We start from the raw sequence: 22,528 nt of genomic DNA, 5'->3' as shown, positions 1-22,528 counted from the left end.
AACTCCCTGCTTTTATTGTTCTTTATCAAGATGTTCGCGGGCGAACTATCGCGTGATCCTACCAGCGCAAATTTGCCGCCTACAACCCGGAATCCTGCAGGTCGTTGTTGCATTTATGCACAACGGGTCAAACTACGCGACTGGCCAGGACTTCGCCGATACTGCGCCGTCGCGCATGGCCTTCGGCGGCATGAATCAATTGCTCCAGCTCCGTGGGCTCGACGTCGAAGAACTGCTCCATGTCGGCCAATGCCAACTTGAGGTCGGCGGCGGTGATGGCCGGGTCGGTCACCGGCGCGCTGCCGAGCATGACAGGTACCGGCTCGGCTTGCCTCTTGGGATAACGCGTGCGGGTGGCATTATTGTAGGCCAGCGCACATGCCAGCAGGGCAGCGGCGCCGAGCATGACCGGTGCCAGCTCGTGCCAGCCGAGGGCGATGGAGGCAGGGTCGGCCAGTACCAGCGTCATGGCCAGGCCACCGGCCGGGGGATGCAAACAGCGCAGCCAGCAGATCAGCACGACCGTCATGCCCGCCGCCAGGCAAGCGCTGCCCAGGGTGCGTCCCAACACTCGCGCCACGAGCAACGCCACCACGCCAGCACACAGATAGCTGCCCATGATCGACCAGGGTTGCGCCAGCGCCCCCGACGACACGGCAAACAGCAGCACCGCCGACGCCCCCAGCGGGCCAAGCAGATGCAAGGCGACTTCCATGCCGAACACCTGGGCACACACCCAGACACTGAGCAGCGTGCCCAAGGCCATGCCGATAGCGGCGCGACTCCATTCGGAAGGACGGGTATTGATGGCAGCAGGTAACCAGCGAGCGAGCATTGAAGAGGGGTCCTGAAACTGAGGGCGAAAAAAAAGGCCTGCCTGGTTTCCCGGAAAAGCCCTTGAAAGTTCCAACATTGGGGGAAGGAACCCGAACAGTGTGCCAACTGGGTTGCAGCGGCGCCAATGCATATTAATGAGGGTTGAATGCAAAAATTATGTATTTAAGGGGCTTCGTCAAAAAAGATCCGGCCAGCATCATGGGAGGCGGGCGTGCAAATCTTGCCCAGTACAAGGCTGTCGACTTCTTCGTTGAACAAGCGTTTTTGCAGGTTCGCCTGCAGGCCTGGTTCGTCGGCCAGCGGCCCCTTCAACGCTACCAGCGCGTCACGTAAGCCCCTCAACCGATCCAGTCTCGGCGCGGCTACAGATAACCGATCCTCTCGCACGGCATTGCCCTCCTTGTTGTTATGTCGTTATGCAGGTTCCCTGACCAGGGCTGTTACAGGCAGCCCTTGATACGGGTGGTAAATAGTTAATGCCCTTGCAAACGAGTCTACAGTTGGGCTCCGGGCTCCGGAAGGCGAAGTTCAGCGGCCGTTACGCAAAGCACTGTAGGGGGTTTCTCGGTGATTATGATGAAAAACGCCCAGGGGGTTTATAAGCGGGCGTTTTTCTTACCTGACGGCTGCAAACACACTCAGAGAGGTGCTTTTTTCTCCAGGTGCAACAACACGTAGGGGGTCATATCGAACGCCCCGGTGAGCGTCGGCGTGAGCGCACGCAAGCGTGGGTCAGTCAGGCTGTTAAAGTCGGCCTGGCTCATCACCAGCCAGGCGGGCGCCTGAACAGGCTGGAGCTCGATGGGCAACTGGGTAAACAGCGGAACCTTGTCGCAATTGAAGTTGACCATGAACTTGATGGCTTTTGCGTCTTTGCCCAACGCATGCAAGACCAATGGCGCCGGTTGTTGCAGGATCTGCTCCTTGGCCGCCAAGGTGAACGTGCGGGTGTCGTAAAGGCTGCGCTCCAAGGGTTCGACCACCATGATGTAAGTCGTCCAGAGTGCCATGACTGCGGCGAATGCCGGACCGACCGGGCGCAGCCGAGCCTGGAACAGTGCCAGCAATGCCAGTACCTGCAGCACCGCCAGTACGCCAAACATCAGCCCGAGATCGGCCAGCAGTTGCGGGTAACGCCGTCGCGCAACGATCAGGCCCACCGCCAACAGCGCCGGCAGCAACGTCCACAGCACCAGCATCAAGCCGCGCAACCCGCTGAACAGCCGGCCTTGGGCGACCTGAAACGGATACGCGGCAATGATCGCCGCCATCGGCAGCATCGGCAGGATATACCGCGCCTTTTTTGCCTGGGGCACCGACAAGCCAAGCATCACCAAGACACCCGCTGCCGCGCAGTACAGCACCAGCTTCAACGCCGGGTCCGGCGCTCGGCGGCCGCCGCTCATCACGGCCAGCAGCACCAGCAGCGCCACCGGATAGGCCAGGGCGTAGTTGCCGAGGGAGCTGGTGAAGTAATACAGCACGCCGCCAGAGCCTTCGCTGCCATCCATGCGCCCCAGAAACTGCATGCGAATCACCTCACGCATGAAGTCTTCGCCACCGCTGAGCTTGGCCAGCAGCAACAGCAGGCCGATACACGCCGCCAGCAAGGCCAGCGCCAACAGCCCGAAGCTGAACAACTGACGCCATTGACGGTTGATCAGGTAATAGCTGCACAGCACCCCGGTAGGAATCACCAGGCCGATCGGCCCGCGAATCGCAAACCCGAGCATCAACAGCGCAAACACCCAGTGCAGGCGTTTGGCCGCAGCAAAATGCTCATGGGCATAACCCAGGTAGAACACCGCCAGGCTCACGGCCGCGAGCATCTGGTCCAGGGAGACGGCGCGGGTTTGGCTGATAAAGGTGCTGCTGAGCAGCAACATTGCAATGCTCAGCAGGCCCCAGCGCGGGGAGTACGGCGCGGTGAGCCGGTAGACCAGCACCACGATGGACGCCGAAGCCACAGCGCTGGGCAGCCACGCGGTGAAGCTAGTGACCTGGCCGATAGGCAGGGAGAGCAGCCAGGTCAGCAAGGTCGAGGTGGCCAGGTAGTCAGCATACGGCTGGCCGTAGGTGGTGGGAAAGAAGCTCGGCCCATGGCGCAGCATCTCCTGGGCAAACACCACGAAGCGCGAGTCGAAGCCGATAATCGCCTGGTGCCAGCTGCCCGCGATGAACAGCAGCAGTGCCAACAGCCCCAAACCCAGTGACTGTCGGCGCAGCGTTGGCGTGAGCAGGGGCGGCTGAGCCTTGTGCACTGATCAGCCTGCCTTGGCCTGTTGCACCCAGTTTTGCTGGGGGATCGGCAACTCGCACGAGTCACCACGGCCAATCGGGAAGTATTTGAAGCCTTTGCGCGTCAGGCGCTCACCGTCGTACAGGTTGCGACCGTCGAAGATCACCGGGGTTTTCAGGCGCTGGTGGATCAGGTCGAAGTCCGGTGCCTTGAATTGCTGCCACTCGGTGCAGACGATCAGCGCATCGGCGCCGCCCAGGGTGGACTCCGGCGTGCCCATCAGCATCAATCGTGGGTCGTCGCCATAGATGCGCTGGGTTTCCTGCATGGCTTCGGGGTCGAACGCACGTACATTGGCGCCGGCGGCCCACAAGGCTTCCATCAGCACGCGGCTCGGCGCGTCACGCATGTCGTCGGTGTTGGGCTTGAAGGCCAGGCCCCACAGGGCGAAGGTCTTGCCGCGCAGGTCGCCCTTGAAGAACGCGTTGATGCGCTCGAACAACTTGCTTTTCTGGCGCTGGTTGATCGCTTCCACGGCTTCCAGCAGGTCGCTGGAACAGTTGGCCTGCTTGGCGCTGTGGATCAGGGCGCGCATGTCCTTGGGAAAGCAGGAGCCGCCGTAGCCGCAACCGGGATAAATGAAGTGGTAGCCGATGCGCGAGTCGGCGCCAATGCCCAGGCGCACGGCTTCGATGTCGGCGCCCAGGTGTTCGGCCAGCTCGGCGATCTGGTTGATGAAGCTGATCTTGGTGGCGAGCATGCAGTTGGCGGCGTACTTGGTCAGTTCGGCGCTGCGCACATCCATGAAGATGATGCGGTCATGGTTGCGGTTGAACGGCGCGTACAGGTCACGCATGATCTCCCGCACTTCTTCGCGCTCGCAGCCAATGATGATGCGATCAGGGCGGCGGCAGTCGGCCACGGCCGAGCCTTCCTTGAGGAATTCCGGGTTGGAGACGATATCGAATTGCAGCTCACGGCCGGCGGCGCGCAGGTTTTTTTCGATATGCGCGCGCAGGGTGTCGCCTGTGCCGACGGGAACAGTGGACTTTTCTACCAGGATCACCGGCGCCACGCGATGGCGCGCCACCGCATCACCCACCGACAACACGTATTTCAGGTCGGCCGAACCGTCCTCATCCGACGGCGTACCCACTGCAATGAACAGCACCTCACCATGCTCGACGGCGAGTTTTTCGTCGTAGGTGAAATGCAGGCGTCCGCTTTCCAGGTTTTCCTTGACCATGGCCGCCAGGCCCGGCTCGAAGATCGTCACATGGCCCTTCTGCAGCGACTCGACCTTGCTCCGGTCCACGTCCATGCAAATAACATCGTGACCGACTTCGGCTAATACGGTGGCCTGTACCAAGCCGACGTAACCACTACCAAATACACTGATTTTCATGGGGTATTCCTGGGACTTGAGGTGCTAGCACGACGAGAGTTGATAACCAGTACGCCGAGGATGACCAAGGCCACCCCCAGGGTTTTTGCAAGCGAAAAGTGTTCGTTGAATACCGGCAGGCAGGCGGCCAGCAGGTACACCAGCGCGTAGCTGATGCTCAGCAGCGAGTAAGCGCGCCCGAGAGGCAAGTGCTTCAGCGCGCCGAGCCAGCAGAGCATCGACAGCGCATAGGCGAGGATCGCCAGGACCACCACGCCCAGCGCGCTTAAATCGATGCCGCCGGCACTCAGGGCGCTCAGCCACTGATCCGGCAACGGCAGGCGCGTCATGCTCCAGCGCATGCCCAACTGGGCGGCGCTGACCAGGCCGACGCTGCCCAGGGCCAGGGCGAAACCGCGCATCCGGCTCATACCTGGCGCCCCAGCAGCACAACGCCTGCAATGATCAGCACCACGCCCAGCCAGTGGCGGCCATCGATGTGTTCAGCAAACACAAAGCGCGCCATCAGCGTGACCACTACAAAATTCAGGCTGAGCATGGGGTAGGCAATCCCGACTTCCAGGCGCTGCAACACCAGCAGCCATACCAGCAAGCCGAGGCCCAGGCACACCAGCGCCGACCACAACCACGGCGAGCGCAGCTTCAGCGCCCAACCGTCGGGCAATTCGCGCCAGCTCTCCACGGCAAATTTCTGCGAGACCTGGCCCGCGCACGTAAGCAGGCAGGCGCTGAGTAACAGAAGCAGGGTGATCATTGCGCGACCTGCGGGAAAATCAGGATCACGATGTTGCCCTGCGCATAGCGCTTGCCATCCGCGGGCAGCAGGGCGAGTTCTTCCTTTTCGCCCTGGCTGTTGACGCGCATCACCACGCCGACGGCGCCGCTCCGGCGGGTTTCGGCCATCCAGGCCTGGATTCGATTGCGGTCGACCAGACGTTGGGCGGTGTCCGCATAAGCCAGGCCGTATTTCACCTCGCCAGAGGTGTTGTAGAGCGTGATGTCGGGCCGTTTCAGGCGCCACGACAGCGCAGCGGAGGCGCCCAGGTCGTTGCTCAACAGCGCAATGGAGGGCTTGAGTTCTTCGGCATGATCGATGATGAACTGGTCCGGGGTCTTGTTATAAACCACCGAATGGGGCAGCGCGGCGGGCACCAGGGCAACCAGCAAGCCACTGCCGATCAGCGGCGCGGCCCACAGTTTCAGCGGGCGGGCTGCCTGCAGCAGGTTGACCAGGATCCAGCCGGCCAGGCAGGTGAATATCAGCACCAGGCTGAGGGTTTCCTCACCCGGTACGTACACCGTTTTCTTCAGTTGGAACCAACCGAGTGCCAGCAGGGCGAGTACGCCGATCGCCAGGTTCAGGCAGCCGTTGATACGCATCACGCGGCCACGGCCTTGAGCGAGCTTGTCACTCAAGGTCGAACCCATCAGCAAGGCCAGGGGCAGCAGGCACGGCATGATGTAGGCGGGCAGTTTGCCTTTGGCCAGGCTGAAAAAGGCCAGGGGCATCAGCAGCCACAGCAACAGGAACGCGGTGTTCGGCAGGCGCCGGTCCAGCCACGCCTGTTTGAGGCTGGACGGCAGCAGCGCAACCCACGGCAGCGCGAATGCCACCAGCAACGGCAGGTAATACCAGAACGGCTCGGCGTGCTGGGCATCTTCTCCGGCAAAGCGCTGAATATGCTCATGCCAGAAAAAGAAGTGCCAGTAATCCGGCTCTTGCAAGTGGACAGCCAATGCCCATGGCAGGCTGACGAGGATCGCCACGGCCACGGCCACGGGACCGAACTTGAACAATTCAACCGAACGTTTTTGCCAGAGCGCGTAGGGCAGGGCGATCAACACCGGCAGCAACCACGCCAGAAAGCCTTTGGTCATGAAGCCCATGCCACAGGCCAGGCCGAGCACGGCCCAGGACCACAACCTGGCGCGCTGCGTACGGCTGTCGAAGCAGAACCACAGGGCAACGCCTGTGAGGTTGACCCAGAAGGTGAACTGCGGGTCCAGATTGGCGTAGCCACCGAGCATCGCCACGCTGACGAAACTCATGTACAGCACGCTGCTGATCAGGCTTTTCTGCGGGTCGTTCCACAACCGGCGCGACATCAGGTAAACCAGCAGGATGCTCAAGCCGGTGCTCAAGGCCGACGCAAAGCGCACGCCGAACAGGTTCTGGCCGAAGATCGCCTGGCCCAGCGCGATCATCCAGTAGCCCGCCGCCGGTTTTTCGAAGTAGCGAATGCCCATGAAGTGCGGGGCGGCCCACTTGCCGGTCAGCAGCATTTCCTGGCTGATCTGCGCATAGCGGGTTTCATCCGGAATCCACAGGCCGTGGGTGGCCAGCGGTAACAGGTAAAACACGCCAAACGCCAACAGGAGCAAGGGCAATGCCCAGCGGCGGATCATGCCTGCTGCACTCCGAGCCAACCTTCGCGGCCGCTCAACGCGCCGCGCACCAGCTGTTGTTGGGGCAGGGTGGTCACATCCGCGGGCAATAACGCGCTCAAGGGTTGGAAATCAATGCCGCGCTGCCCTGCCTGGGCGAGCAACTGGCGAAAATCCTGAGCCATCAGAATCCCTTCTACTTCTGCGTGAATGGTGTAGACGTTCAGCTTCGACGTGTTGAACCGGTCAAGGATGAAGGTGTTGAAGTCCTTGGCAGCCACTACCGGCCCGACGACTTCGTCGAAGGTCGGCAGGTCTACCGGAATTTGTGGGATGCCCGCGCTGCCATCGGCCAGGGTCGGTCGAAACAGGCTGGTGCCCCGGCAATCACTGTTGTAGCGAAAGTTGAAGGCTTGTTTGGCTTGCACCACGCGCTCGTCGGCGCGCCAACCGGCGGCCGCTGAACAGTCGATCCGCTCACCCAGGATGTCGCTCAAGGTATCCACGCCGCGTCGGATCTGCTCGACCAGCTGTGCGTCGCTCCAGCGCCCGGTATTGGCCTGCCAGCCGTGGTGGTCCCACGCGTGCAGCCCAACTTCATGCCCGGCGGCCTTGGCCTGGCGCATCAAGTGCCCCAGGTCACGGCCAATCGGCTTGCCCGGCCAGGCGGTGCCGGCCAGCAGGATGTCCCAGCCATACAGGCCGGCGGCATTGGAACGCAGCATTTTCCACAGGAACTGCGGGCGGATCAGGCGCCACAAGTGGCGCCCCATGTTGTCCGGCCCGACGCTGAAAAAGAACGTCGCTTTAATCCCGGCTTCGTCCAGGGACTCGAGCAGCCGTGGCACGCCTTCACGGGTGCCTCGGTAGGTGTCGACGTCGATGCGCAGGCCTGCCTTCATTACTTTTTGTCCGCTATTTCAAGCATTGCTTCACGCAGGAAGAAATCCAGCGTGTTGCCGATGGTTTCGCTCATCGCCACGGTCGGCTCCCAGTTCAGCAGGCGCTTGGCGTTCTCGATGCTCGGCTTGCGGTGTGCCACGTCCTGGTAACCGGTGCCGTAGAACGCCTTGCTTTCCACGTCGCGAAAACCCGCGAACGGCGGGAAGTTGCCGCGCAGCGGGTGCGCTTCGAACTGACGCAGCAGCTCTTCGCCCAACTGACGGATGCTGGCTTCGTTTTCCGGGTTGCCGATGTTGATGATCTGGCCGTCGCAGACGCCCTTGTCGTTATCGATGATGCGCGCCAGGGCCTCGATGCCGTCGGCAATGTCGGTGAAGCAACGCTTCTGCTCGCCACCGTCGAACAGGCGGATCGGCGTGCCTTCCACCAGGTTCAGGATCAGCTGGGTGATAGCGCGGGAACTGCCGATACGCGCCGAGTCGAGGCGGTCCAGGCGCGGGCCCATCCAGTTGAACGGACGGAACAGGGTGAACTTGAGGCCCTTGTCGCCGTAGGCCCAGATCACGCGGTCGAGCAGTTGCTTGGAGACCGAGTAGATCCAGCGTTGCTTGTTGACCGGGCCCACCACCAGGTTGGAGGTGTCTTCGTCGAAGTACTGGTCCTGGCACATGCCATAGACTTCGGAGGTCGAGGGGAAGATCACGCGCTTGTTGTACTTGACGCAGTAGCGCACCAGCTTGAGGTTTTCTTCGAAGTCCAGCTCGAACACGCGCAGCGGGTTGCGGGTGTACTCGATCGGCGTGGCGATGGCCACCAGCGGCAGCACCACGTCGCACTTCTTGATGTGGTACTCGATCCACTCGGTGTGAATGCTGATGTCGCCTTCCACATAGTGGAAATTGGGGTGGCTGCGCAGGCGCTCGATGGCGTCGGAGCCGATATCCAGGCCGTAGACTTCGTAGCGGTCGTCACGCAACAGGCGCTCGGACAGGTGGTTACCGATAAAGCCGTTCACCCCCAGGATCAGCACGCGGGTGCGGCGTGGCTTGCGGCCCGACTCGGCGCCGCGCAGCACAGAGCCGTCCACCAGGCCCAGTTCATCGGCCAGGGACGGGCCGGCCAGGTACAGGCCGTTGTCGTTGCGCTGGCCGAACTTGATCACCAGGGAGTCTTCACCACAGGCGATGCGCAGCGGATTGACGCTGATCACCCGGCCAGGCGCCAGGCCTTCGTTGCCTTTGGCCACCTCGGCCTGCCAGACGATGAGCTTGTGCTCGCCCACGGCGCAGAAGGCGCCAGGGTAAGGCTGAGTCACGGCGCGCACCAGGTTGAACAGTTCTTCGGCGGGCTTTTTCCAGTCGATCTTGCCATCGGCGGCAGTACGGCGGCCGAAGCAGGTCGCCTGGCTTTCGTCCTGGGCGGTTTCAGCCAGTGTTCCCTGGGCCAGTTGCGGCAGGGCGTCGCGCAGCAGGTGGCTGGCGGCCTCTCGCAGCTTGGCGTGCAGGCTCAGGCCGGTGTCGCTGCGCTCGATGCTGACTTTGTGTTGGGCCAGGATCGCGCCGGCATCGGCACGCTTGACCATGCGGTGCAGGGTCACGCCGGTTTCGGTTTCACCGTTGACCAGCACCCAGTTGGCCGGCGCGCGGCCACGGTATTTGGGCAGCAGCGAACCATGCAGGTTGAACGCGCCTTGGCGGGCGAGGGCCAGCAGCGGTTCGCTGAGCAGGTTGCGGTAGTAGAACGAGAAGATGAAATCCGGGTTCAGCTTGGCGATGCGTTCGACCCACAGCGGGTGGTTCGCGTCTTCCGGGGCGTGCACCGGGATACCGTTGCGGGCGCACAGCTGGGCGACGGAGCCGTAGAAGTTGTTTTCCTTGGGGTCATCGGCATGGGTGAACACGGCGGCAATGTCGTAGCCCGCAGCGAGCAGGGCTTCGATACCCGCACAGCCAATATCGTGGTAGGCGAATACAACGGCTTTTGAACTCATGACTGGACCTGATCGGAAGAAGAAGTAGAAGTATGGGAAGACACCAGGCCATCGACGACGACCACGGGAGCCGGTGCGGCCGGTTGGTTGCGCAGCACTTTTTCAATAAAGAAGCGCGGGCGGGCGCGCACATCGCTGTACATGCGCCCCAGGTATTCGCCCAGCAGGCCCATGCCGATGAACTGGCCACCGGTGAACACGAACAGCACGGCGAACAGCACGAACAGGCCGTCGCCCGCCCAAGTGGCGCCGAAGGCCAGGCGCATGACGATCAGCGCGAAGGCAAACAGCACGCCCAGCGCCGCCAGGCTGAACCCGACGATGGACAGCAGGCGCAACGGCGTGGTGGTCATGCAGGTGAGCAGGTCGAACATCAGGCTGATCAGGCGCATGGCGCTGTATTTGGATTCGCCGTGTTCACGCTCGGCGTGGTGCACCAGGATCTCCGTGGTGTGCCGGGCGAAGCCGTTGGCCAGGATCGGGATAAAGGTGCTGCGCTCGCGGCAGGCCAGCATCGCGTCGACGATGGTGCGGCGGTAGGCGCGCAGCATGCAGCCGTAATCGGTCATCGCCACGCCGGTGGAGCGCTGCACGGCGAGGTTGATCAGGCGCGAAGGCCAGCGGCGGAAGGCCGAATCCTGGCGATTGTTACGCACCGTGGCGACCACGTCGTAGCCCAGGGCGGCTTGTTCCACCAGGCGCGGGATTTCTTCCGGCGGGTTCTGCAGGTCGGCGTCGAGGGTGATCACCACTTCACCGCGGCACTGTTCGAAACCCGCCATGATCGCGGCGTGCTGGCCATAGTTACGGTTGAGAATCACCGCCACTACCTTGCTGCCATCTTCGGCGGCGGCGTCTTCAAGCAATTGCGCCGAATTGTCGCGGCTACCGTCATCCACCAGGATGATTTCGTAGTCGTAGGCCAGCTGTTGGCAAGCGGCCGTGGTGCGGCGCAGCAACTCAGGCAGGCTCTCTTGTTCGTTATAAACCGGGATAACGATCGATACGCACTGAATAGGGTAGGGTTTCAAAGATTCATGACCTCGGGCTGAAGCAAACTTGGAGCGCGAAAACTGCAGCGTTTGTTGGGCAAAACTACAGCCCGCAGATGACAAAGCCGCGCTAAAGATAAAGTGTAATCAATAGGTTAGTCGATAAACCCCGGATTGCTCTGAAGTGATGCCTATAAGGTTAAGCGCAAAAATGTTCAACGAATATGAAAGGCGGATGAAAAACTCGTTTATTTGACAGGTAGACAGCCAGTGTTCAGCTATGTGGCCAAGGTGTTAAACCCTGTGAATGTTCAGCCGAATAGGAACGGGCTGACACGTATTTGGTTCACGTGATCAGCCCACGTAGTGGCTCCACTGCCTCTATTCAACAATCTTCTCTGCATTGCCCTTCAAGTGCCGGTAAAGTAAGCCATCTCTTGCCAGGGTACTCGGATGAATAGCGTGCAGCTTTTACGCGGCCAGTTGCGGCCGGTGTTGATCGGATTGTTAGTGTGCGTCGCCTGTGTCACCACAGTGCGGGCCGATGAGGGCGTGACCCTGGCGAGCATTGACCAGGTGCCGGAAGGCGTCGAAGTACGTGGCAAGCAGGTCGCTGCCTATACCTGGGACGACCGCCAGGGCAAGAACCTGCTGGTGCTGGCCGAACAGGTCAGCGAGCGGGACGACGATGGCACCCAGTCGGCCTTTGTCTACGCGGCCCAGTACCTGCTGGCCGGCGAGCATCCCAAGCGCGTGTGGATGCTTTACGACGATGTGCGCCAGTGCGAATTCGACGCTGGGCTGCACTTTGACACGGCAGCCACCCGAGTCACCGACCTTTTGGGTGACGGCACGACCCAGGCGACTGTGGGCTACTCGCGCACCTGCACCAGCGACGTGAGCCCCAATGAATTCAAGCTGATCATGCACGCCGGCAAGTCCGAGAAGTATCGCCTGCGCGGCGTCGACCGTTACGGCGCAGCCTGGTGGGACGAGGACGCCGGCGCCCTGCGCGGCATGCCGTTGCCGACCGATTGCAGCGTTGCCGCGCAGCAGGCGCTGGTCAGCCAGTACAAAGAGCAGGGCACCGAGCTACCGCTGCCGGGCTGCTATGGCGACGAGAAGGATTTTGCCAAGGCGCCGGACAGCTACCTGGCGTTCATGCGTCAGCACTGGTTTGCGCTGATGAAAAAACAGGATGCCGACTGGAGCCAGTCCCAGACCCAACCCCAGCAGCCCACGCAAGAGGATGACGTGGCACCGTGATTTGATGGCAGTGCCAAGACTGCGCTAGACTCGGCCCTCGCCAATTCAATAAATATCGCGATTAATCAATAGATTGCTCGTGATATTTAATCCAAAGGCTGATCTACCTTGACTGAGTCCATCCGCAACCCGCTGACCCTCTACCTCACCCGCCTGGCGTCCTCCAGCCAGTTGACCATGCGCTACGTGCTGCAGGACGCCGCCGACCGCCTGGGCTTTGAAGACGTCAACCTTGAAGACATCGACTGGCACCTGCTGCAGCCCGAACAGGTAATCGCCCTGGTCGCTGCGTTGCGCGAGGACGGCTATGCGCCGAACACCTCGTCGCTGTATGTGAATGCCGTGCGCGGGGTGATGAACGAAGCATGGCGGATGAGCCTGATCAGCCAGGAACACTTGTTGAAGATGCGTTCGGTCAAGGCCGCGTCCGGTACGCGCCTGGGGCAGGGGCGTAACCTGCGCCGCACGTTGATCCGCGAAATGATGGAGGTCTGCGCCGCCGACCCGCGCCCGCAAGGCCTGCGCGATGCCGCCGTGATCGGCATCCTGTACGGCTCGGGCATGCGCAAGTCGGAGTCGGTCAACCTTGATCTGGCGCAGGTCGATTTTGAGCAGCGCAGCTTGCGCGTGATCGGCAAGGGCAATAAAGAGCTGATCAAATACGCGCCGGACTGGGCCTTCGCCAAGCTGCAGGCCTGGCTGGAGTTTCGTCGCGGGCAACTCAAGGAAGGCGAACAGGACGACCCGTTCCTGTTCAACCGAATCCGTCGCGGCAGCCATATCACCCGTGAACGCATCACCAAGCACGCGATTTACTACATCGCTCGCCAGCGTGGGGACCAGGTGGGCGTGAAGATCATGCCCCATGATTTTCGCCGCTCGTTCATTACCCGGGTGATCGAGGAGCATGACCTGTCGATCGCGCAGAAGCTGGCCCATCACACCAATATCCAGACCACCGCCAGCTATGACGTGCGTGACGACAATGAGCGGCGGCGGGCGGTGGATCGCTTCGATTTGTAAGGTTCAAGCATTCGCCAGGTGCGGCGGCAAGCGGCGCAGCGTCCATATCACCGTGAGCAGGGCGGCGGCCGCGCACAGCGCGATGCCCACCAGCATTGGCGCGGGCGTATGGTCGGCGAACAGCCCCACCAGCGTCATCGACACAGCGGCGGTGACCATCTGAATCGCGCCCAGCAACGCCGACGCCGACCCTGCCACCGCACCGTGATCCTCCAGCGACAACACCCCGGCGGCCGGCAACAACAGGCCGAGAAAGCCGAAGCCGACAAACAGCAGGGTCATCATCAACGCCAGGTTATCGCCCCACAGCGTGGTGGCCGCCAGCAGCGCCATCACGGCCGCCACGGCAATTACCGACCAGCGAATCAGCGGTGCCAGGCCAAAGCGCGCGCTCAGGCGGGCTGTCAGCTGGCTCATGGCGAAAAACGAGGCGGCGTTGACGGCAAAGCACAGGCTGAACTGGGTAGGCGTCAAGCCGAAATACTGGATATACACGAACGGCGCACTGCCGATAAACACGAAGAACGTGGCCAGGCCAAAGCCACTGACCACTGCCAGGCCGATAAACACCGGATCGCGCAGCAGCGCGCCGTAGCTGCGGATCGCACCGCCCAGGGTTTTGCCCAGGCGCCGCTCGGCCGGGTGGGTTTCGGGCAGTTGTACAACGGTCATCACCAGGCACAGCACGGCCACCACCGCCAGCACGGCGAACACCTCGCGCCAGCTCCAGAGTGAAATCACCACACTGCCGGCCAGGGGCGCAAGGATCGGCGAGACACTCATCACCAGCATCAGCAACGCCATCAAGCGCGCGGCTTGATGGCCGGTATAGAGGTCGCGCACGATCGCCCGCGGGATGACCATGCCGGCGCACGCGCCAAACGCTTGCAGGGCGCGAAACCCGATCAGCACTTCAATGGTCGGCGCCAACGCGCAACCGACGCTGGCCACGGCGAAAATCACCAGGCCGGCGTAGATCGGCGGCTTGCGTCCATACACATCGCTGAGCGGCCCGTAGAACAGCTGGCACACGCCGATGATCATGAAAAATACCGTGAGGCTCATCTGCACGGCGGCGGGCGACGCCTGCAGGCTGGCGCCCAGGGTGGGCAGGGCGGGGAGGTAGCTGTCGATGGCGAACGGGCCGATGGCGGTGATCAACCCCAGCAGCAAAGCGAGGTGGGCAATACGTTGAGGCATGGGTGTCCCGGGCAAGCAAAAGACGCCCAGCTTAAGGTATCCGCGCAGATCCGCAAACTTGAGCTTCACTAACAGCCAGTGATGCCGATAACGCTAGTAACGACGCATCGGCGCTTGGGTAAGGGGATATCCGCATGACGATCAAATTACGCTTGACGCTGTTGATTGCGACCGGGTTGCTGACCGCCCTGGTCATGAGCCTGGCCGGTTACCTTGGAAACCGACAGATGAGCGCTGCCGTGCAGGAAAACGAGGTCAGCATGACCGTTTTGCGCAACCACATGGAAGCCGACATGATGCATGACGCGCTGCGCGCCGATGTGTTGTCCGCCATGCTGGTGGGCCTGGGCAAAAGCACCACCAGCGCCGCAGAGGTCAACAGCTCGCTCAAGGAGCACGCCGAGCACTTTCGCCAGTCGCTGGACGCCAACCTCAAGTTGCCGTTGGAAGCCACGCTCAAAACCAATCTCGACAACATCAAGCCCAGCCTGGACACCTACATCAGCGCCGCCGAGCGTATCGTCGCGCTGGCCTTGGGCAACCCCGAAGGCGCTCGCGGGGAGCTTGAAACCTTCAATAAAGCCTTCAGTCAGCTCGAAGACCAAATGGGCGCCTTCAGCGAGTTGATCGAAAGCCATACCGAACGCACCGGCGAGGCCACCCAACAAACTATTCATAACGCCAATCTGATCCTGGGCGCAGTCTTGATCGCCAGCCTGTTGCTGCTGCTGGCCCAGGGACGCTGGGTGATCCTCAGCATCATGGGACCTCTGCAGGCTGCCAGCCGCATCGCCGCGAGTATCGCCAGCGGCAACTTGAGCGAACCGATTGTCGAGCCCAGCCGCAAGGACGAAGCCAGTTCATTGATTCGCAGCCTGGCCACCATGCAGCGCGACCTGCGCGGCATGATCGACGTGGTGCGCAGCAATGCCCACGGCGTCAATGGCGTGAGCGAACGACTGAGCCAGGGTTGCCATGAAGTGGCGGGCAGCAGCCAGCAGCAAAGCGCTGCCGCCAGCACCATGGCCGCCGCCGCCAGCGAAATGACCGCCAGCATCGAAGAAATCACCCGCCACGCCGGGCGCGCGCTGGACATGGCCAACCAGGCCGAAGCCCTGGCCAAGGACGGCGGCCGGGTGATTCACCAAGTGGTCAGCGACATGGACGGCATTGCCCGTTCCGCCCAGCAATCGGCCCTGGTCATTCGCACCCTGGACAAGGAATCCGAGGCCATATACAGCATCATCCAAGTGATCAAGGGCATCGCCGACCAAACCAACCTGCTGGCTCTCAACGCCGCCATCGAAGCCGCTCGCGCCGGTGAACAAGGGCGCGGTTTTGCCGTTGTTGCCGACGAAGTACGCAGCCTGGCCGGCCGCACCAGCGCCTCCACCCAGGAAATCGCCAGCATGGTCGGGCGTATCCAGCAAAGCACCCGGGAAGCGGTGACCAGCATGGAGGAGGGCGTCGCCCAGGTGGACAAAGGCATGGCCGTGACCGCCGATGTGGAGCGCGCCATTCGCGAGATTCTGCAGGCCACCTTGAGCACCACGGAGTTGGTCAACGACATCTCCCGGACCATCGGCGAGCAGAGCCTGGCCAGCAATGAAATTGCCCATCAAGTGGAAATGATTGCCGGCATGTCGCAAAACAATAGCCGCGTCATCGGTGAGACAGCCGCGACCACCGATGAGCTGGCCGGCCTGGCCGGGAAATTGTCGCAGTCGGTGGATCGGTTCAGCGTGTAGACCTGTTGATCAACGGCCGGCCTCTGAGGCCGGTTTTTTTTGTCCGGAGAAAGGGGAACCGGGTAAGACCATCCGGCAAAATTGATCCGACCCCACAAAAAAAGATTGAATATTCACACCTAATGTTATTTAAATAACAAAACAAGAGCGGCACGCTTTGCCTCGTCGTGCCGTAACAAGGTGGAATAGCAATGAGCAAGATCGCAGTCATCGGCAGCAACATGGTTGATCTGATTACCTACATCGACCGCATGCCGGCCCAGGGCGAGACCCTCGAAGCGCCGGGTTTTGCCCTCGGTTGCGGCGGCAAGGGGGCTAACCAGGCCGTCGCGGCCGCCAAGTTGGGGGCTGATGTCCTAATGCTGAGCAAGGTCGGCGACGACATGTTTGCCGACAACACCGTGGCCAACTTCCAACGCTTTGGCATCGACACCCGTTATGTGCAGCGCGTGCCGGGTGTTTCCAGCGGCGTCGCGCCGATCTTCGTGCGAACTGACTCGCACAACAGCATATTGATCGTCAAAGGAGCCAATGCGCATCTGTCGCCGGCGGACATCGATGCCGCTGCAGCGGACCTGCGTGAATGCACGCTGATCGTGCTGCAGTTGGAAATCAACGTGGAGACGGTCTACCACGCCATCGAATTCGCTCACCGACACGCTATCGCGGTGCTGCTCAACCCGGCACCGGCGCTGACCGGGTTGAGCGCCGAGCATTTGGCGCAGCTGGACTTCCTGATCCCCAACGAATCGGAACTGGCGCTGATCACCGGTCATGTCGTGAACTCGCCGGCCTCGGCCCAGGCCGCCGCGCGCAGCCTGGTCACCAGCGGCATTCGCCACGTGATCGTCACCCTTGGCGAGCACGGTGCGTTGTACGTGGGCGAAGAGGGCGAATTCCATGTGCCCGGCGTACAGGTGGTGGCCCGTGATACCACGGGGGCCGGCGATGCCTTTATCGGATGCTTCATTCACCACTGGAACCGCGACGGCCATATCCGCCAGGCCATTGAACAGGCGGTAGCGTATTCCGCGTGCTCGGTCATGGCGCTGGGTACGCAAACGTCTTATCCCGACCACGAAACGTTCACGCGTTTCCAGCAACAGCGGTAACACCCCACCCAGCCCGGAGAACAATAATGAACAAACCTGCGCTGCAACCGACTCCCGATGGCTTCTACCTGAACCGCACGCCTTGGTTCGCCTTTATCCTGCTGTGCAGCATCTTTGCGCTGTGGGCGGCGGCGGCGAGCATGAACGACGTGCTGATCGCCCATTTCAAGAAAGCGTTTCTGCTCAGTGATTTCCAGACCGCCTTTGTGCAGTCGGCGTTTTACCTGGGCTACTTTTTCGTAGCGATCCCGGCCGCGATGGTGGTGCGTCGCTTCAGCTACAAGAGCACGATCCTGATCGGCCTCCTGCTGTATATGTTCGGCTGCCTGTTGTTTTTTCCGGCGGCGTCCACGGCCAAGTACGGCATGTTCCTGTTGGCGCTGTTTGTAATAGCCGCCGGGCTGTCGTTCCTTGAAACCGCGTGCAACACCTATTCGACACTGATGGGGCCACGGGAAACCGGGACCCGACGCTTGAACATTTCGCAAACCTTCCACCCCTTCGGCGCAATGGCCGGGGTGTACGTAGGCAGCTTTGTGATGTTCAAGGACACGGACGCCACCACGGAACAACTGACGCAGATGAGCGCTTCCGAGGCGGCGGTTGCGCAGTTGCAAATGATCCAGTCCACGCTCTTGCCGTACAAGTGGATGATTGCCGTGCTGGTGCTGATCTTTATCCTGATCGCCATTACGCGATTTCCCGCCTGCAAGGGCAATAAGCCCGCTGGCAGCAAGCCCGGCAGTCTGCGTCAGAGCCTGGGCCGGCTGTGGCGCAACCCACGCTTTACCTTTGGCGTATTGGCGCAGTTTCTTTACGTGGGCGCCCAGGTCGGCGTGTGGAGTTTCACCATTCGCCTGGCCATGCAAATGGGCGGTATGAACGAGCGCAGCGCCTCCTGGTTTTTGCTGACCACCTTTGCCGCGTATTTTGTCGGCAAGCTGATCGCCAACCTGTTGATGCGGCGGCTGCACCCCGCCAAGGTCCTGGCGATCTACGGCGTGCTGTGTATCGTGCTGCTGGCCTATACCATTCTGGTGCCGAACATTTCGGCGGTGTATGCAGCAGTCGGCGTGAGCATTTTCCTCGGCCCCTGCTGGCCGACCATCTACGGCCTGACCATCGATGGCCTGGGTGAAGACACCGGTGTCGGTGGCTCTTTGCTGGTGATGAGCATTGTAGGCGGCGGGGTGATCCCGATCTTCCAGGGCCTGCTGTCCGACGCCAGTGGCGGCAACATGCAGCTGGCTTACAGCGTGCCGTTACTGTGCTTTATCGTGATCGTGATGTATGCGCTCAAGTGCATGCGCCAACCCGGCACCTTACCGGCGGGCGCCGCCGGGGCGGTGGCCTCATGAATACGCGTATCCCACTGTACCGAGCGGTGTTCGGCGAGCAGGAAAAGATCCTCCTGCAATCCCCTGCATTCAAGGTCAGTGCCTGGACCTATGCGTCCGGTGTGTTGGCCCTGAGCCTGGAGAACAGCCGTGGCAAGCTGCTGGTACTGCCTTATCAAGGACAGATGATCTGGTCAGCCGAGTTCGACGGTTGCAACCTGACCATGAACAACCTGTTCGAGCAACCTCGGCCCAGCCCGACGGTCATCGACACCTATGGCTGCTTCATGTTTCACAGTGGCCTGCTGCGCAATGGTTGCCCGACACCGGACGACACGCACGCCTTGCACGGCGAAATGCCCTGCGCGCCCCTGGACACGGCCTGGCTGGAAGTGGGCGAGGGCTATTTGCGCCTTGGCGGCTCGTATCAGTACGCCAAGGGGTTCGGCGATCGTTACCTGGCTTGCCCCAGCGTCACATTGCGCGCCGATTCGGCCTTGTTCGATATCGATATGGACGTGACGAACCTGGCCAGAAAGCCCATGGACCTGATGTACATGGCCCACATGAACTACGCGTTTGTGACCGGTGCGCGGTTTGTCGAACCGTTGGGCGTGCAACGCCTGCGCCTGCGTACCAGCGTGCCGGACCACGTCAAGCCGACGCCAGCCTGGAGCGCCTACATGGCCCGACTGGCCGAGCACCCGACTCAGTTGGCCTGCCTTGAACAGCCGTCACTGTACGACCCCGAGATCGTGTTTTTCTTTGATGGTGTTGCCACTGATGCCGCGGGCCAGGCGCATTTTCTACTCGATCATCCCGATGGCGCGGCGTTTTACACCCGTTACCGTCCCGAACAGTTCGAGCACGCCGCGCGTTGGATCCTGTACACGCCGGATCAGCAAGTGGCGGCGTTCGTCCTGCCGTCCACCTGTGAACCCGAGGGCTATAACGCCGAGAAAGCCAAGGGTCACGTGCGTGTGCTGGCGGCTGGAGCCAGCGCTTCGTTCAGTGTCACCACCGGTTACTTGAGTGCGCAGGAGCGGCAGAAGCTGTTGGGTTAGACCAGCAATTGCGTGCCGTTGGCCTGGATGACTTCCTTGTAGCCACGGGGGATTTTTTTGTCGCTGACCACGTAATGAAAGTCTTCCAGGGCGGCGAAGTGAGCGGTGCGCACCGTGTCGAACTTGCTGAAATCGGCGAGCAGCACGCGCTGCTGGGCCTGGCGTATGACCTTTTGCTTGACCTCGACTTCGTTGAAGTTGAAGCACGTCACGCCGAATTCCTGGCTGACGCCGGCGGCGGTCACAAAGGCCCATGTCAGGCGCACGCTGTCGAGAATGCTGCTTTCGGTGCGGCTTTCAAAAACCTGGTTCTTGCGGTGAAAGGTGCCACCGCACAACACGATGTGGCAATTGGGCTTGTTCTGCAGTTTGAGCAGCACGTTCAGCGAGCTGCACACCGCCGTGAATTCCAGCGCATCGGGAATGAAATCGACCACAAAAGGCGAGGTGGTGCCGCAGTCAAAAAACACCGTGTCACCAGCCTGGATCAACTGGGCAGCGAGCTTTCCGATGCGGCGTTTTTCCTCAACGTGACGCGTGTCCTGCTCCGCCACGCGATAATCGCCGGCCTCGTTGCCGACTCGCGTGATGTAGCCGCCCAGCAGGCGCAGATGATCGCTGAAGTGGTTGAGATCGCGGCGCAGGGTCATTTCGGAAACCTCCAGCAGCGCGGCCATTTCCTTCAAGTGAATGGCATTCTGGTCCTGCAAGGCTTGTTGAATGAGCTTCAGTCGCTCGGCTTTTCTACTGTCCACGAGTATTCCAGGGGTTGATTGTTGTTGTTAAATAAGTAACATTAAATGTTAATATTGTAACTATTTTATGTGCGCACTGTGACACGCGCGCCACAATCATTGGCAACATACAGGCAAGGGCTCGTTAAATGAACAATCTTCCACCCGCAGCATTGGCCAAGTACATCGATCACACCCTGCTGGCTCCCGACGCCTCCCGTGAACAGATCCGAACCTTGTGCGAAGAGGCCCGCGAACACGGCTTTTATTCCGTGTGCCTGAACTCGGGTCAAGTACCTTACGCCGCGTCATGCCTGACCGATAAAAGCGTAGTGATTTGTGCTGTTGTGGGCTTTCCATTGGGGGCCGGTCTGAGTGACACCAAGGCTTTCGAAGCCCAACGGGCAATTGCCGCCGGGGCAGGGGAGATCGATATGGTGCTCAATATCGGATGGTTGAAAGACGGGCTGCTGGACGCCGTGCGCGAAGACATCGCCCTGGTCCACGAGGCCTGCGGCGCCGTGCCGTTGAAGGTCATACTGGAAACCTGTCTGCTCGACGACAAGCAGAAGGTCCAGGCCTGCGAAATCTGCCGCGACTTGGGTGTGGCGTTCGTCAAGACCTCCACCGGCTTCAGCCGAAGCGGTGCGACAGTCGAAGATGTGGCACTGATGCGCCAGACCGTGGGCGCAGGGGTTGGTGTAAAGGCGTCCGGCGGTGTGCGCGATTATCCGACGGCTTTAAAGATGATTGAAGCCGGGGCGACACGTTTGGGCAGTAGTTCAGGAATTGCGATCGTGGGCGGAGCGATGACGGCGGCGGGTGGTTATTGAAGGTTTTTTTGCTGATTAGTGATCGGTAGATATAACTATACTAAATAGTCATTTAGTTGAGTTATACGATATATCTATATAAACGGGCAGGGCAACAGGTCGATTTCAGCCGAAAACAGCCAGCCAGATCGTATGCCCGCCACATTCCGGATCTTCTGTTATTTGCTCAACGACGCTGAAACCGTGGGCATTGAGCAGCGCAATATATTCACCATGGTCCAGGCTGGCATGATAAAGCGTTTCGCCCTCAAAGCTGCCCAGCGCAACGCCATGTGCCGTGCCACTGGTAAACATCAGTGCAGCACCAGGCTGGGCATGGGCTTGGAAAATAGGGAACATTCGACGCTGATCATCAGGCGTCAGGTGAAAGAAACTGTCCCACGCCAGAATGCCTGCGTAACGCTGATTCAACGCCAACTGGCGCATGTCGGCCACATGCCAGGCGTGCTGCGGGAAACGTTGCCGACACAAGGAGATCATCGCCGTGGAAGAATCAACGCCACATACAGCGTGACCCGCGGCGATCAAGTAAGCGGCCATGGGTTCGGCGCAGCCACAGCCAACGTCGAGGACATGACCAGCCGCAATCGGCATGGCCTGACGAAAACGATCCAGCCAGGATTGTTCAACGAGGCGCCGTGAACGAACTCGATCCCATGTTTGAGCGTGACGTTCGTAAAGATCGATGATGTGATGGGCTGCTTCATGCATGCGGGAAATCCTGAGGGGATGTGGTTAAGAGGCGTGGCTGAGGTTTGAAATGTACCTGGGAGACGGCCTGTGTGGAATACCAATGGGTTCGCATAATGTATATTATGTTAAATTACAAGTCATGTCATAGATGTTCATGAGCTGTCTTAGCCACTGATTCGACAAACCCGCTTCTGGCATCCATTCTCTCAACGGGCCATGTCCTCCGTGTTCATGGCCAGTCATTCAATGTGGTGGCTGCCGATGAAGCTGATTCAGTGCCGTTTATCTTCAGGTCAGCGTGTTCCGCTGCTCGTGCACGCTGGTAACGCGTAGCCTTTGCCCATACTCGTTCCGTTCATCTACGTCCAACTCAAACTCACGCACCGGGCTTACAATACGGCGGCGGCACATCTGCGCGCGATCCTAGCTTTCTATATCTATGCTAAAAGCCGTGACCTCAATTTTTCCGCAAATCGATCTGCGTACTCGTGACCAGTACCTGCGTTTGCTGAAGCTATACCTGTCCTGGTGTGTCACCCGATACATCCGAGTCGACTAACCTCCCACAAAAGCCCGTTTCCCAAGAAATCAGCCCTCGCCGTCCCATCCTTACACCGTCTATTGCGTTGCGCTGTCACGAAAACAGCGTTTTTTGTAGCTGACGCCTCGAAAACCAGTCAGCGCCTAGTACCTCTGCTAAACGTACATATCTACCTTGAGATTTTACCGCGCGGGTAGCCATGAAGCGGCCATTCACTCCATTTCCC

20 protein-coding genes and 1 pseudogene are annotated in these 22,528 nt (G+C 60.7%); 8 read left to right on the top strand and 13 right to left on the bottom strand.

Features of this window, described 5'->3' with window-relative positions; translation table 11 throughout:
- Window positions 1-127: 127 nt before the first annotated feature.
- The 10 genes from C4J85_RS14115 to arnC form a co-directional block, all read right to left on the bottom strand.
- The gene (locus tag C4J85_RS14115; protein WP_124407245.1) at window positions 128-835 is read right to left on the bottom strand and encodes an HPP family protein; all 708 of its coding nucleotides are present in this window, start codon (window positions 833-835) and stop codon (window positions 128-130) included.
- 164 nt (window positions 836-999) lie between these two features.
- The gene (locus C4J85_RS27585; protein WP_124367101.1) at window positions 1,000-1,179 is read right to left on the bottom strand and encodes a hypothetical protein; all 180 of its coding nucleotides are present in this window, start codon (window positions 1,177-1,179) and stop codon (window positions 1,000-1,002) included.
- A gap of 296 nt (window positions 1,180-1,475) precedes the next feature.
- Window positions 1,476-3,098, bottom strand: coding sequence for a glycosyltransferase family 39 protein (locus C4J85_RS14105; protein WP_124409962.1), 1,623 nt, complete (start codon window positions 3,096-3,098; stop codon window positions 1,476-1,478).
- 3 nt (window positions 3,099-3,101) lie between these two features.
- On the bottom strand, window positions 3,102-4,481 hold the full coding sequence (locus C4J85_RS14100) for a UDP-glucose/GDP-mannose dehydrogenase family protein (protein ID WP_124409961.1): 1,380 nt from the start codon (window positions 4,479-4,481) through the stop codon (window positions 3,102-3,104).
- Complete coding sequence (arnF, locus tag C4J85_RS14095; protein WP_124409960.1) at window positions 4,478-4,891, bottom strand: 4-amino-4-deoxy-L-arabinose-phosphoundecaprenol flippase subunit ArnF; 414 nt, start codon at window positions 4,889-4,891, stop codon at window positions 4,478-4,480. The genes C4J85_RS14100 and arnF overlap by 4 nt, the downstream gene beginning before the upstream one ends.
- Complete coding sequence (gene arnE / locus C4J85_RS14090; protein ID WP_124404218.1) at window positions 4,888-5,235, bottom strand: 4-amino-4-deoxy-L-arabinose-phosphoundecaprenol flippase subunit ArnE; 348 nt, start codon at window positions 5,233-5,235, stop codon at window positions 4,888-4,890. The genes arnF and arnE overlap by 4 nt, the downstream gene beginning before the upstream one ends.
- Window positions 5,232-6,887 (bottom strand): lipid IV(A) 4-amino-4-deoxy-L-arabinosyltransferase, encoded by a 1,656-nt coding sequence (arnT, locus tag C4J85_RS14085; protein WP_124409959.1) that lies wholly within the window; start codon window positions 6,885-6,887, stop codon window positions 5,232-5,234. Before arnT ends, arnE begins: the two co-directional genes overlap by 4 nt.
- Window positions 6,884-7,768, bottom strand: a complete 885-nt coding sequence (gene arnD, locus C4J85_RS14080; RefSeq protein WP_124407240.1) for a 4-deoxy-4-formamido-L-arabinose-phosphoundecaprenol deformylase — start codon at window positions 7,766-7,768, stop codon at window positions 6,884-6,886. Before arnD ends, arnT begins: the two co-directional genes overlap by 4 nt.
- The gene (arnA, locus tag C4J85_RS14075) at window positions 7,768-9,759 is read right to left on the bottom strand and encodes a bifunctional UDP-4-amino-4-deoxy-L-arabinose formyltransferase/UDP-glucuronic acid oxidase ArnA (RefSeq protein ID WP_124409958.1); all 1,992 of its coding nucleotides are present in this window, start codon (window positions 9,757-9,759) and stop codon (window positions 7,768-7,770) included. Before arnA ends, arnD begins: the two co-directional genes overlap by 1 nt.
- Complete coding sequence (gene arnC / locus C4J85_RS14070) at window positions 9,756-10,790, bottom strand: undecaprenyl-phosphate 4-deoxy-4-formamido-L-arabinose transferase (RefSeq protein ID WP_124407238.1); 1,035 nt, start codon at window positions 10,788-10,790, stop codon at window positions 9,756-9,758. Before arnC ends, arnA begins: the two co-directional genes overlap by 4 nt.
- Before the next feature lie 414 nt (window positions 10,791-11,204).
- Between arnC and C4J85_RS14065 the strand changes: the two genes are divergently transcribed.
- Complete coding sequence (locus C4J85_RS14065) at window positions 11,205-12,017, top strand: M949_RS01915 family surface polysaccharide biosynthesis protein (RefSeq protein WP_124409957.1); 813 nt, start codon at window positions 11,205-11,207, stop codon at window positions 12,015-12,017.
- 108 nt (window positions 12,018-12,125) lie between these two features.
- The gene (gene xerC / locus C4J85_RS14060) at window positions 12,126-13,040 is read left to right on the top strand and encodes a tyrosine recombinase XerC (protein WP_124409956.1); all 915 of its coding nucleotides are present in this window, start codon (window positions 12,126-12,128) and stop codon (window positions 13,038-13,040) included.
- Between the two features lie 3 nt (window positions 13,041-13,043).
- On the opposite strand, the gene C4J85_RS14055 is transcribed toward xerC, so the two are convergent.
- Window positions 13,044-14,240, bottom strand: coding sequence for a multidrug effflux MFS transporter (locus C4J85_RS14055; RefSeq protein WP_124409955.1), 1,197 nt, complete (start codon window positions 14,238-14,240; stop codon window positions 13,044-13,046).
- A 134-nt stretch (window positions 14,241-14,374) separates the two neighbouring features.
- On the opposite strand from C4J85_RS14055, the pseudogene C4J85_RS28025 reads away from it, so the two are divergent.
- The 5 genes and pseudogenes from C4J85_RS28025 to C4J85_RS14035 form a co-directional block, all read left to right on the top strand.
- Window positions 14,375-15,130: pseudogene (locus C4J85_RS28025) on the top strand (MCP four helix bundle domain-containing protein); the annotation flags it as partial.
- Window positions 15,125-15,988 carry a methyl-accepting chemotaxis protein gene (locus C4J85_RS28020; RefSeq protein ID WP_372238019.1) on the top strand — a complete coding sequence of 288 codons (864 nt, stop codon included), beginning with the start codon at window positions 15,125-15,127 and terminating at the stop codon, window positions 15,986-15,988. The pseudogene C4J85_RS28025 and the gene C4J85_RS28020, both read left to right, overlap by 6 nt.
- A gap of 191 nt (window positions 15,989-16,179) precedes the next feature.
- Window positions 16,180-17,100 carry a ribokinase gene (rbsK, locus tag C4J85_RS14045; RefSeq protein ID WP_124409953.1) on the top strand — a complete coding sequence of 307 codons (921 nt, stop codon included), beginning with the start codon at window positions 16,180-16,182 and terminating at the stop codon, window positions 17,098-17,100.
- 26 nt (window positions 17,101-17,126) lie between these two features.
- Complete coding sequence (gene fucP / locus C4J85_RS14040; protein ID WP_124409952.1) at window positions 17,127-18,458, top strand: L-fucose:H+ symporter permease; 1,332 nt, start codon at window positions 17,127-17,129, stop codon at window positions 18,456-18,458.
- The gene (locus C4J85_RS14035) at window positions 18,455-19,501 is read left to right on the top strand and encodes an aldose 1-epimerase family protein (protein ID WP_124409951.1); all 1,047 of its coding nucleotides are present in this window, start codon (window positions 18,455-18,457) and stop codon (window positions 19,499-19,501) included. The genes fucP and C4J85_RS14035 overlap by 4 nt, the downstream gene beginning before the upstream one ends.
- Here the strand turns inward: C4J85_RS14035 and deoR are convergent.
- On the bottom strand, window positions 19,498-20,256 hold the full coding sequence (gene deoR, locus C4J85_RS14030; RefSeq protein ID WP_124409950.1) for a DNA-binding transcriptional repressor DeoR: 759 nt from the start codon (window positions 20,254-20,256) through the stop codon (window positions 19,498-19,500). The two genes, C4J85_RS14035 and deoR, sit on opposite strands and share 4 nt — an antisense overlap.
- 128 nt (window positions 20,257-20,384) lie before the next feature.
- Between deoR and deoC the strand changes: the two genes are divergently transcribed.
- Window positions 20,385-21,068 carry a deoxyribose-phosphate aldolase gene (gene deoC / locus C4J85_RS14025; protein ID WP_124367085.1) on the top strand — a complete coding sequence of 228 codons (684 nt, stop codon included), beginning with the start codon at window positions 20,385-20,387 and terminating at the stop codon, window positions 21,066-21,068.
- 105 nt (window positions 21,069-21,173) lie between these two features.
- Here deoC and C4J85_RS14020 read toward each other — a convergent pair whose 3' ends face one another.
- Window positions 21,174-21,779: a class I SAM-dependent methyltransferase gene (locus C4J85_RS14020; protein ID WP_124409949.1), complete on the bottom strand. Its 606-nt coding sequence runs from the start codon at window positions 21,777-21,779 to the stop codon at window positions 21,174-21,176.
- Window positions 21,780-22,528: the final 749 nt, after the last annotated feature.

The sequence above is a fragment of the Pseudomonas sp. R4-34-07 genome (genome assembly GCF_003852375.1).
Lineage (GTDB): Bacteria > Pseudomonadota > Gammaproteobacteria > Pseudomonadales > Pseudomonadaceae > Aquipseudomonas.
The sequence above is the reverse complement of the archived record's forward strand: the minus strand, read 5'-3'. Positions and strand labels throughout refer to the sequence as shown.